The organism is Thalassoroseus sp. (assembly GCF_984380535.1).
In genome coordinates this window covers 1-12,140 of record NZ_CFHRBF010000013.1, presented here as the reverse complement: position 1 = coordinate 12,140, position 12,140 = coordinate 1, and the positions used below count along the sequence as shown (strand labels likewise).

Sequence of the window (12,140 nt, the reverse complement as noted above, 5' to 3'; positions counted from 1 at the left end):
GTTTACTCTTTGAATTCGCCTTGGGATGGTTTGCCGTCGATCTCACCGACGACAGTCCCTTCAAAGTCAGCGACGTTGCCAATGCCGGGATCGCTACCCACGAATTTGGACGCATTCCCGTCGGTTGCGTCTTCTGGTTTGAGTGTGATCGTCATGGGCTCGACGGTTGTCCCGTCTGCGGTTTTCGTTTCTTTGATGCTCAGCGTGAATTCTTCCGCATCAATTGGCGTTGTTGTGTTTTTATCATCTCCCAAGATTAAAACCATGACAGTTTCATTTGGGTGATCGACGGTGAACTCCGCGTGATACTTGCCCAAGTCGAAGACCACTCCTCCATTTGGACCGGTGCCATGCGAATGCCCTGAAGTGTTTTTCGTCGGACTCTCAGCATGACCTTCGGGTTTAGCGTCCGTCGTCTCGGTCTTCTCCGAACAGCCCGCGAATGCAAACACACTGGCCAAAAGGCTCAGTCCCAAAATCTTCGTGCGTACCATCTCTGCAATCCTTTTCTCACAAAAACAAGTTGTACATCCTGCAGTGTTACGCAGCCCGCAGCAGTTCCTCATCGGAACTCTCACTGCGAACCAAACGCTCGGCATCCTTGCCTGAAAACTTCCAAAACAATCCGGGGTGGATCAAGAACTCACAGAACGTCGAAGTCACTAATCCACCCACAATCACCGTGGCAACCGGATAGAGAATCTCTAGTCCAGGTTTTTGTCCGCCAACAACGATCGGCAGCAGTCCCATCACCGCAGTAATAGCGGTCATCAGCACTGGTGCCAGACGTTCCAAGCTGCCACGCAAAACCATGCTGTCGGTGAAACCCTCGCCTTCTTCTTCCATCAGGTGGAAGTAGTGCGTCACGAGCAGAATGCCATTGCGGACTGCAATCCCACTCAGTGAGATGAAGCCGACCATGCTAGCTACCGTCAGCGATTGTTTAGTGATTACGAGTGCCAACACGCCGCCAATGAATGCGGTGGGAATGGCATTGAGAATCTGGAACGTGATCCGGGCGGACGGATAGAGCATCATCAAGACTATGAAGATGCCCGCAACCGAAACACCGGCGAGAATAGTGATTAGCAAAGTCGCCGAGCGTTGAGCCTCGAACTGCCCACCAAACTCGACAAAGTAGCCGGTCGGCATTGCGATTTGATTTCGCACTCGGTTTTCAATCTCGGTGACAGCGCTTTCCATGTCACGTCCCGATACGTTACACCGGATTGTTTGCCGTCGCCTGACGTTTTCCCGATTGATGACGTTGGGACCACTCGCAGACTGCGGGAAATCCGCGACCTCTCGAAGACGTATCTGGCCGCGTCCGTCTGGCAATTCGAGTCTTAGCTCGCGAAGGTTATAAGGGTCCGAGTGGTATGGTTCATCAAGTTTGACCACCAAATCGAACCGCCGCTGTCCCTCTAAGACTTGTGAGACGGCTTCCCCTTTGAGGGCAGTTTGTACAAAATCGGCCACATACTCCCGGCTCAACCCGTAGAACGAAAGATCGTCGGGACGTAGCACGACATGGAGTTCATCCACCCGTTCTTGCGGATCGATAATCGGGGGTGTCACCCCGGGGATATCTTGGATGGCACTCCGCACGTCACCGGCTAACTCTCGCAATTTGTCTAAGTCGTCCCCGTAGATTTTGATCCCGATCTGTGCTTTGACCCCTGAAAGCATGTGGCTGATCAAGTGCGACAACGGTTGTTCCGCTTCGATACCCACGCCCGGCACGTTGGCCCTTAAATCGTCAAGTAACTGATCGATGAACTCATCCCGGTCATAGTCGGCTTCGGAGTTCATCGTGAGGATGTATTCACCGACGTTGACCGGCTGGGCGTGTTCGTCTAGCTCAGCCCGACCGGTTCGACGGAAGAAGTGCAACACGGGGCCATCGGGATTGTCCGGCGATTTCTGTAGCTTTCGTAGTTCGGCGTCGATTAACGTGGATGCTTCGTTGGAGGCTTGCAGTGAGGAACCGCCCGGGAGCGACACGTTGACTTGGACACTTCCTTCATCAAACTTCGGCAGGAAGTCGGCCCCCAATTGGGTCAGTTGCCAAACACTGAAGCCAACGATGGCCCAGGTCAAAAGCAGCAACATGGCGGCATACCGCATGCTGAACCGGATTAGAAAACCTGCCATCCATTTGAGGCACCGCAAAAGCAGTCCGTCTTTGTGTTCATGCGACGCCTGCGTTTGTGGCAACAGGTAATACGATAAGACGGGTGTCACAGTCAGCGACACCAGCAGCGAGGCGAGAATCGAAACGATGTAAGCCACACCTAACGGCACGAACAGTCGCCCTTCGACACCGGACAAGGCAAACAGCGGCATGAAGGCCAAGACCACGACCGCGGTCCCGAAAATGATGGCCGAGCGAATTTCCATACTCGCCAGATAAACCACCACGATTGACGGCTTGGGGTTCGGGCTTGAGTTGTTTTCACCCAGCCGGCGGAAAATGTTTTCGACATCAACGATGGCATCATCCACCAGTTCCCCAATGGCGACCGCAATCCCGCCGAGTGTCATCACGTTGATCGATAGTTCTGCTCCTGTCATTTTGCCCACGAGTCGGAAGACGAGTGTGGTGATCACTAGCGACAATGGAATCGCGGTCAAAGTGATGAATGTGGTTCGAAGATTGAGTAGAAACAGGAACAACACGATCACCACGAGAACCGCCCCGATGACGAGGGCTTCTTCGACGTAATAAATGCCGCGATCAATGAAGTTCTTGAGTTGGAATAAGTCAGTGTTGATCACGACATCGGCAGGCAGCGCGGCTTCGGCATCGCGAAGGGCGGTTTTGACATCGTCGGTGAGTTTTCGTGTATCCGCGTGGGGTTGTTTGACGATGGTAATCACAACGCCCTGGTGACCATCGATACTCGCATCGCCACGTTTCGGGGCCGGACCTTCAACGATTTGGGCCACATGATGCAGCAAGACGGCCCGATCGGCGTTCATCTTGACAGGTGTTTGGCGAAGATCGGTGATGACTTGTTCCGGCAATGGTCCCAACCGACCAATCACCCGAACCGAACGCTCGCCTTGGCCTTCAACTAGAAACCCGCCACTGGCGTTCAAATTGTTCGCTTGAATTGCATCTTCGACTTCTTGCAACGTGACGTTGTACTCTTGCAGCCGATTCGGATCGACGAGGACCTGATATTGCTTCGTGTCACCGCCCATCACGATGACTTCGGCAATGCCGGGCAATTTCAACAGACGGGGCCGAATCAACCAATCCGCGGTCGTTCGCAAATCCATGCGGTCTTCGAGATCGGTGAGAAACTCCACCGAGTGCGAACGGCCATCCCAATCGAATGTCACGAGGCGATCCGGTTGTCCTTCGGCCCAACTCACATTCTCGACCGAAACTCGTTCCCAGGTTTCGAGATCATTGCGTTGGGTGGGATTCCAAACGGTGAGCTGGGATTTGTGGTCCGCCATCGTCCGTTCAGCAACGAGGCCAGTCTGCTCGATTGCGGTCAATTGACCGCCCTGTGGACCAGTCCGCCGATGGATTCCAAGATGCAGAATCTGCCCCATGATCGACGCCTGTGGTGTCATGATGGGACGAATCCCGGGTGGCATCGGCACATTTGCGAGTCGTTCAGAAACGATCTGGCGGGCATAACGTGGATCGGTTTCCCAGCCGAATTCAATGTAAATGACGTTCATACCCTGGCTGGATTGGCTACGAACATCCTCCACGCCATTCGCGCCCAAGACCGCCGTTTCAATTGGGTAGGTCACCAGTGTTTCGACTTCTTCCGACGACAGCCCCGGACATTCTGTGAGGATCACAACTCGCGGACGGTCCAAGTCCGGAAATACATCGATCGGCAGCGTTGTCGACAGGTACCCGCCGTAGACTAGTACGACAACGCAACCAGCCAGCACCAATGTCCGGTGAGTCAATGCGAGGCGAATAATGGCATTCAACATGGGATTCTCTTTGTCGTGCGTCGACTCAACGAATTGGCACTGATGCGTAGGTGATGAGCGACATCGGAGCCGGTTTTGTTGATACGTATTCCAAATCAAAGCCTTGATAAGGCACTAGTCTTCGCTCTCGTTTTTGTGCAGGCTGCCATCTGCGTGAATGTGGTAGCCTTCGGGCAAATCGTTGCCAGTTTGCGACTTCGTCATGCGGTTCAACTGAGCGGCCCCGTTCTGTACGACATACGTTCCGGGGATCACCGAACCATCGTTGGCAATGACGGTGTGCTGACGATCTTCCGCGAGAATTCGCACAGGCTTCCGCTCAAATGTGTTGACGTTTTGCGTGAAGACAAAGGCTTCGGCAAGGTCGCGGGTGACAGCATCGGACGGGAGAACAAACACATCATCAAGTCGTTCCACCCGCACTAAGATTCGTACTTTTTGCCCTGGTCGGAACCGCCACAGCAATTGCACGCCGTCTTCGTGTTGAACCACGCGCGACTCATTCTCGAGCGGCATCCGAAAGCCAAAGGTGCGATTGACGGGATCGATATTGTTAGCGATGTAGCGAATCGGAAATGTCTGTTCGATCGGCGGCCAATCCGCTGCCTCATTTTCCTGAAAATCGATGTCGACTGGCCAACCTGCTTTGGCACTTCGTTCGAGCAACTGAGTTTCATCACGAAATGCTCGGCCTTCCACACTGAGAAGCTGATGGTTGGCAAGCAGACACAAGACTTGTCCGGCTTCGACCCGATGTCCAAGTTCGACTTCACACTCTTCGACCTCGAAGGTGGCGACCGGACGCAGTGCAGTTTCGTCTGCAGTTGTCTGGATGATGGGCTGTGGTTTCGGTGGTTTCGACTCCGATGGTTGCGAAGGCACGACCACGTCGATTTCTCGGACGAATTCCCCCTGAGCGACCTGATCGATTTGGTCCGGCGTCAAACCACGGGTAGCGAGTTCTTGCCGATAGGCACGTACGGAGACTTGCAGCCGAGTGATTTGGTTGTCGACCTCGATGATCCGAGACTCCGGCAAGGCGTTGGACGCGCTTTTCAGCCGTTTTCGAGTCGCTTCCGCCAGTTCGATATCTTGCGTGGCTTTGAACAGATCGGATTGAGTTCGGTGCAGCGTCTCACTCAACAACCGAATCGTATACAGCACCTCACCAGCCTGGACGGTATCGCCTGGGAAGTTGTTGATTTGCGAGACCACACCATCCACGGGAGACACAACTCCCAGGTCACTTCGACCAGGCCGATCGATCACCATCCCGGGAACTTGAATCGATTTCCAATAGGTCTGCGGTTTGACCGACTTGGCAGTGAGGCCGAGATTGTCGATCGCTTGATCCGACAGCACGATTTTTGTTTGAGTCTCGGACTCGTCTGCCGCTGTCGACGGCGTGGTCTCGTTAACCTCAGACTGTTTCTGTTGCAGCAATGGCAACCAGCGATCCCGAGTCACATACCCCGCAACACCCACGGCAGCGAACAACGCCAGAACGAGTACGGGCTTGAGAATTCGTAAAATGGTTTTCATGCGGGACACCTTTATTGTGCTGGCTCTACTGGGGTGAGCGGCCACTGGTCTTCGAGCATCAGCCCGGCAATTTGACTCGCGGCTTGCCACATTTCGCCCAACGAGCGAATGTATTCGAGATTGGTTTCTGCCACGGCCCGCTGTGCCTGGAGAACACGAAGGTATTCAAACTGTCCGCCTTGGTACGCCTTACGCGACAATTCGTAGGTACGTTCGGCTTTCGGGAGGATGGCCGTTTTGTATCGCTCTGAACGCTCTCGGGCTGCGGAATACGTGGCGAACGCCGCTGACAACCGAGTGGCAATTTCGTTTTCAATCACGCCGACCTGATTCGCGGCTCGATGCACCCGAGATTGTGCAGTGAGGATGTTGCCTTGGTTCTTGTTCCAGACCGGAATCGGTAAGCTCACACCGATATCCCAGTCCTCCGAACGGTTTTGACTCTGGTGGGTGTAACCCGCCCCCACGGTGACGTTCGGAATGGGTTCGACTTCCGCTCGGCACAACTCCAAACGTGCTTGTTCGACCCCAATTTGTGCCGACCGGATTTCAGGATGAATTCCCAGGACGTACCACCGAACTTCGTTGAGATCGTAATCCGGCAGTTGGGTTTCCAAGTCCCCGACGAGTTTGGAGATGGGTAGGTCATGTCGGCCAACGCTCGCCGCGAGTTTTTGGTATACCCCGGGCAAGGCTTGTCGAGTCGCTTGCAAGTCTGTTCGGTAGCGTTCGAGGTCCACTTCCAATTGCACGACATCGAGTTCGGCGGCTTCTTTTGCCTTCATCAGCTCGTTGGCATTAGAAACCGACTCTTCAGCCAGCTGGACAAGGTTCGTGAGGATTTCGGCCCGACGCTGGAGCGTCAACGCTTCGAAGAATGCTTGACGGACATCGGTCAGCAGGCGGTATCGTTCGCTGACGACCGTCAATGATGCTTGATCGACTTCCTTGAGTTTGGCCGCTTCGCTCAATTCGAGTTTGTTCGCGGTCACAATTTCCTGACTGGCAAACAGGCTCCAAATTCCTCCCGGCCCGGTGCGATCACCCAGTTCATTGCCGGTGAGGTCGACAGATGGATTCGGATAGAGCCCGGCTTGGACAGCCTGGCCTCGTGCAGCGTTGACCGCCCAACTGACTTCCGCAAGTCGCGGATGGTTCTCCACGGTCAAGTTCACCAATTCCGGCAAACTCGTCACTTCAGAGACCACGATCGATTCGGAAGGCCCAGGGGCCAATTCTTCAGGAACAGCTAGTGCGGATTCCGGCTCGTCTGGCTCATCAGACTTGTCGGTCTTGCCTTCCGAATAAGCAACCGGCTGATACCGGGTCAACGTCTCAACTGGCCCCGTCACCTTGCCATTCAAAACAGGTGGCGAAGAACATCCGACGGACACCGAAACGGTGAGCGCAAGCAATACCGAAATGAATTTGCACATTCGTACCTCCCCCGCATCCTTGCGAAGAATTGAGTATGGGAAAGCGACGTATTCGGATGCCGCCACCAGTCACACCATGACGAAGGCGGGATACATCACGACAAAAGTCGAGTTTCCATGCGACCGGCGCAGCGTAAGTCAACGCCGAAAACGACATGGAAAAAAACAGCGACGAAGCAAGACGCTGGGATGCCAAAAGCGATTGGCAAAGAAAGATTTAGATCAACTGCACACCCGACCGTTCACCACGCGCGCGATCGCACAACAGCGGTGAATCGGGGGAATTTGCGTCGAATGAAGTCGCGGCTGTGTGTCGTGCCGTGTTTACGCAGCACGTGAAACAAGGCCAATCGAACTTGAGCCACTCGACCGCGTGAACGGCCATCAAAATCGAATCGCCATCCACAAGACGAACCAAGTACTCACCCGGACCGCACAAGCTTTTTGATCCGGGAAGCGACTCATGCGGCATGTCACCTGAAGGCCAAGTCACATCCCATCCAAACAGGCTCACGTGTATGTGACGATTTGGGAGTTCATCAGCAGCCGTCGAATGATGGTGCGGATGTTGGTGAGTATGGGGGTGAGGGACATTTTGAGATGCCACGCCTGAGGTGGGATTTTGATCATGACCCGCGTGCGCATGCTGAACGGCTGGGGGAATGACACTCCCCAAAACCACCGCCGCCAAAAGCAGCGATGTCAAACCGATTCGCAGAACACGGATTTCCACCACTATTTCCCCTTCGATGCCGCTGACGCCTCGAATTATATCCCGAGATTCGTCAATGGGCAATTCTCTGGATTCAAGACCAGAATTGTATGAGAGCCTTCAAATCAGCGGGACATTGGCTCCTCATACAAACTTATTGATCGGTATTTTTAGCATCAAAGCCCCATAAAAGTCGAATGAAACCAAGGTAAATTCAAGAAATCTCTCGAAGATGCAGCAGAGCTGACTGTTGATCGTTCGCAAGCGATGATGGTACCAACGCGATGGTTCGCTGATAGGTAAAAAATTGTCGCTTGGCACTGATCCCAAAGCCGCCGACTGCAGTGTCTCCCACATCGCGAAGATAGAGCAGCTTGCTCCATGCATACGGAGAAAACCGTAGAGTTGGCGAATTGCCATTGGTCGTGGATGGGTGCCAACGCCGAGAATGTGTCCAGGTTGGACCCTCATCCAACGCTTGGGACAAGTCGCGTGTTTGAGCTGGAGTCCGAAGTCTTCTGCTCGGACTCAGAGACTCGGTTTTGTTCTCGGCAGGCACGGCAATATCCTTCATCAAGACATTCAGAACAAAAGTCTTCATCGCACTGGCCACACGATTCGACAACCTCAGGAGCAAAAGTGTTGTGACACTCGTGGCAAGTCATGACGCATTCTTGGCAGACGACTTCCGAAGTTTGAGAACAGCGAATTTGTTCGTCGGCATCAATGGATGCCCCGCACGACTCACAAGTCACTCCCGACCAATCCTCCAACGCAATGTAGGCGCTGCCGGGGTTGTAGGTGTGTATCAACTGATTGACGACCTGAAAGAAATCCCCGTATCGGCCTTGCTGAAGCGCGTTCCGAATCGGCAACAATCCTTCACCTTCGCAGAGACAGTCGTCGCGAATATGCGGATGGGTGACGTGTTCATCGTCCGAGGCGTGGATTGGTTCGATCGCAATCACTGTGTAGGTCGGTAGACTCTCAGTTACCATGAGATTGAGTTCGATTCGGAACGGTCCGAGTTGAATGTCTTCGAGCACCACAGACTCGGTCGTTACGGCGATCCGCTTTTGTTGAAGGTTGATTTCCACATGCGGAAACTCGTTGAACAAGCTCGCGAGTTCGGCATACAGTTCCCGTAGCGAAACGAAAACGAACGGCCTGGCGAGTGTCCACTGCACGGTTAATTGAGTCAGTGAGGTCTCCAAGGCCCGCAAGGCTTGTTCGAGCCGCGAGCCGAGGCGTCGAGCAGATGTTGACCATCCCTTTCTAATTGCGATTTGATAAAGCTCGCTGAGCCGTTGGCACTCGGTCCATTGAGATGTTGGCAAAGACAGCGACTGAAGTTGGTTCGCATCGGATAGACGTTCGTGGAGACGGACTGCCATCCGAATGATTTGATAACGGTTGTCGGATCGAATTTGCATAGGCTTCCCCATTGAACTTTGGGTTGCAAACGAGAACAGCCGGCGGGATGGCAAGTTCGCCAAACCCTCCGGCTGCAAATCTCAATAGGTTTCAGTGCTCGTTAGTTGGCACCTTCAATTTTCCGTGGCGTGATGGAAACACGGTCGCCGTCTTGCAAAACGTGGTCAGCGGAGACCGGACCGCGGTTGAGGCGAATCAAATAGTCATCCGCCTTAGCGTGTGGGATCGTCTTCGTGAACAGCGATTGAATCGTTGTGCCTTCAATAAGTTCTTGCGTGTCTGCAAAGCCGCCGCCGTGATTCGCGATGACAAAAACTTTCATAGTCGTATCCTTGTGGATTGATAGTCTCAACGTTGAGTTTGGTCGTTAACGAGCGTCTAGCAATTCAACGGTCGTTTCAATTCGCAAAGGCAGGGCGTTTTCGCCGTGGACTGAGTTCGACATTTCGACCAGCTTCGACGGTGTCCCAATCGATCAGGGACTCGTCATCACGTTCGAGGTCTTCGAGGGGAACAAAACCACGACGCGAAATCTCGTTGATCGATTCGCGAGTGGACTGGGCTACGGCGCGGTTCAAATCGTTCTGTGTCATCGCTTGCTCCTTCATGGTCAGGAAACCTGCGACCGCCCTTGATGGACGATCGCGTGGAAAAACGCAATCGCCTCACCACGAGGCGAATAGTTCGGTGGGGTCAAAGGACGGAGATCAAACTGTCACCGTTTTTTCAGTTTGCGGGTCGACTGATGTTTCGAATTTGGACTGGATTTCCCATTCGGATGCGAACGGCCAGCAGAAAGCTTGGATTCGTCCGTGATTCGTGCAGTCTGTGTTTCAATCGTTTCGCTACCAAGAGCTGTGACATCACCTGATCCATTCAGCCGCTGCCCAACGATCAGCGCTAATGACTGTTGACGAAGTTCGGCTGCGACCTCGTCGAGACCTTGCTGTTCGTATTCATTGGCCTTCTGCAAAAGTTCTGCTTTCCGTTCGGCATGGCGGCTAAGAAACTCAGCTTCCAGTTCGAAGTGGGCATCAGCGGCTAATAGAGTTTTGAGTCGCTCGCTGATCTTTTGAAAAATCCACAGCATCGGGTCATCTCCTTGTCAAAATTCTTGGACCTTGAGTTCAGTCAATGCGGGATCAGCCAGTTTTGCTCCAACCACTCGCGTTCGGCCCGTAATGCCTCGGAACGCGATCGAAACGGCCCCAGGACCGGGCCGCTAACCAAGCTCAAATCCGCGGTCCATTCGCTTTCAGGGTTTGGCTCGACCTGGGAGCCACGCGCGATTCTCGGTTGTCCAAGTCGGTGGATGTCGAGCGTTTCGTCATATAGGCAACGAATATCACCTTGCGGCGTGACGATGATCTGCATACCGCTCACCTCGGTTTCCGCAAAATGTTGCGACGAGGTCGATCGATCAGCAAATCATCGAGAGCCTCTCGGACTTGACCAAGTCCAGTGGCGACGTGTTGACGCAGATTGGCGTTCTCGCGAAGTTGTTGAGGCCGGACGCCCTGTACGATCTGCTGCGCGTTGGCGACAAGTTCGTCAAGCTGCTCGTTGGAACGGACATTCAACATCCGAAACCGCTCGAAAAACTCAGTCAGGTTCGAGATCGCCGTATCCCGAAAGACCTTAGGTTTGCCATCGGTATCACCTCGCAAACGCTCGGTAAGATGCTCGATGAGCCTGGTAAGCTCCTCAGTGAACGTCGCTTCGGCCAATTGCACCGCTTCATCAAATCGAGCCCGCACCCGTCGACATTCACCTTCGTATAACTCCGGGCTGAGGTCCCGCAAATAGTTTGGAGGTTCCACACTTGGATAATCGTGCTCGATCGCAAACATGCCGACGAGCGACGCGGGATAGTCGCTGGAGTCAAACAATTCACCGAGCCGTTCCCGCGCGGCCATTCGCAACTCTTCGTAGTGACGATCCAGCTCCAATACCGCGTCATCGAGCTCGTCACGGAATCCCGCGATGTGTTCATCGAACTCGTGAATAGAATGCTGTTGAATTAACCGAATTCCCGGCTCCGGAAACGGCAGACTCACGCCTTTCCAATAGGCGATCGTACGTCCTCGAATCGCGGTCACAGCTTTGTAGGCTGGATGGGTCGTGTCGAGCAGCTTCTTTCCCGCCGAGAGGAACTTGCCCTCAGCACCGAACGAGTCGGCGGCTTGATTCTTCTGAGCCGATGTCAAGGACTTCCTGACCCCTAACCAGGTAAATCCAAGCCGGGCTGCGGCCATCGTTGTTCGTAGCCGTTTGCTTGGGCTTTCTGTTTCTTGAGTCACTGGTTCATCCAGTAATTCCGTCATGATTGGGCCTTTCAATGAGAAAAGCCGCTTGGAGACCCAGAGGGAGTCCTAACGGCTTTTGTAACAAAAAAAAACTGCTCGACTAGTTTTGTGATGGGTCGCGATTCTCACGTCGCCGCGACTTTGGATTTCCCTGTGCGTGTTGATACAGGCCAGGCTGATTTGCCGACAAACAACGCCCACTCGCCCAGTTCCGCAAACGCTCGACAGATTCACCAGCAGTCACTGCGACTGGTACGACATTTTGAGCCGCTTGCATCAGTGGCACATCAAGCAGCGCTGCCAGCCGGCAACATGCTTTGATTTCTGCACCAGTCCAGTTTGTATCGTTCGGTAACGGTTGGTCCTGGTCGATCTCATACAGACCGAGATAGATTCTCCAAATGGCATCCCGTTCCTCACGGCTGGGAAGGTCGAGGAAGAAGATGCCGTCGAAGCGTTCACTCCGACCAAATTCGGGAGGGAGTTTGGACACATCGTTGGCGGTACAAACCACGAACACATCAGACTGATGATCATTGAGCCACGACAAGAACTGACCAAACATCCGCGATGCCACACCCGAGTCTCCATTCGCGTTCATTCCGGCAAACGCTTTCTCAACTTCGTCGATCATGGCGACACAGGGGCTCATTGCATCGACGATCCGTAGCGCCTGGCGAGTCCGCTCTGTAGGATAGACTGCCAGCGAGTTGCCACCTTGCGGTGGTACTTTTCCAACAGTCC

General features: G+C 53.9%; 11 protein-coding genes. All 11 read right to left on the bottom strand.

Going from position 1 to position 12,140, the window contains the following annotated elements; all coding sequences use genetic code 11:
- Nucleotides 1-2: 2 nt before the first annotated feature.
- Nucleotides 3-494, bottom strand: coding sequence for an EexN family lipoprotein (locus AC5DDB_RS18180; RefSeq protein ID WP_491741173.1), 492 nt, complete (start codon nucleotides 492-494; stop codon nucleotides 3-5).
- 46 nt (nucleotides 495-540) lie between these two features.
- Nucleotides 541-3,966, bottom strand: a complete 3,426-nt coding sequence (locus tag AC5DDB_RS18175; protein ID WP_491741172.1) for an efflux RND transporter permease subunit — start codon at nucleotides 3,964-3,966, stop codon at nucleotides 541-543.
- A 114-nt stretch (nucleotides 3,967-4,080) separates the two neighbouring features.
- On the bottom strand, nucleotides 4,081-5,508 hold the full coding sequence (locus AC5DDB_RS18170) for an efflux RND transporter periplasmic adaptor subunit (protein ID WP_491741171.1): 1,428 nt from the start codon (nucleotides 5,506-5,508) through the stop codon (nucleotides 4,081-4,083).
- Nucleotides 5,509-5,519: 11 nt separating this feature from the next.
- Nucleotides 5,520-6,944: a TolC family protein gene (locus AC5DDB_RS18165; protein WP_491741170.1), complete on the bottom strand. Its 1,425-nt coding sequence runs from the start codon at nucleotides 6,942-6,944 to the stop codon at nucleotides 5,520-5,522.
- 1,179 nt (nucleotides 6,945-8,123) lie between these two features.
- Nucleotides 8,124-9,089: a hypothetical protein gene (locus tag AC5DDB_RS18160; protein ID WP_491741169.1), complete on the bottom strand. Its 966-nt coding sequence runs from the start codon at nucleotides 9,087-9,089 to the stop codon at nucleotides 8,124-8,126.
- A gap of 101 nt (nucleotides 9,090-9,190) precedes the next feature.
- Complete coding sequence (locus tag AC5DDB_RS18155; RefSeq protein WP_491741168.1) at nucleotides 9,191-9,412, bottom strand: MoaD/ThiS family protein; 222 nt, start codon at nucleotides 9,410-9,412, stop codon at nucleotides 9,191-9,193.
- Between the two features lie 76 nt (nucleotides 9,413-9,488).
- Nucleotides 9,489-9,683 (bottom strand): hypothetical protein, encoded by a 195-nt coding sequence (locus tag AC5DDB_RS18150; RefSeq protein ID WP_491741167.1) that lies wholly within the window; start codon nucleotides 9,681-9,683, stop codon nucleotides 9,489-9,491.
- Between the two features lie 122 nt (nucleotides 9,684-9,805).
- Nucleotides 9,806-10,180, bottom strand: a complete 375-nt coding sequence (locus tag AC5DDB_RS18145; RefSeq protein ID WP_491741166.1) for a hypothetical protein — start codon at nucleotides 10,178-10,180, stop codon at nucleotides 9,806-9,808.
- Between the two features lie 41 nt (nucleotides 10,181-10,221).
- Nucleotides 10,222-10,464: a hypothetical protein gene (locus tag AC5DDB_RS18140; RefSeq protein WP_491741376.1), complete on the bottom strand. Its 243-nt coding sequence runs from the start codon at nucleotides 10,462-10,464 to the stop codon at nucleotides 10,222-10,224.
- A 5-nt stretch (nucleotides 10,465-10,469) separates the two neighbouring features.
- On the bottom strand, nucleotides 10,470-11,414 hold the full coding sequence (locus tag AC5DDB_RS18135; RefSeq protein WP_491741165.1) for a hypothetical protein: 945 nt from the start codon (nucleotides 11,412-11,414) through the stop codon (nucleotides 10,470-10,472).
- An 82-nt stretch (nucleotides 11,415-11,496) separates the two neighbouring features.
- Nucleotides 11,497-12,140 (bottom strand): AAA family ATPase (locus AC5DDB_RS18130; protein WP_491741164.1); only part of this gene is annotated, 644 nt, incomplete at its 5' end.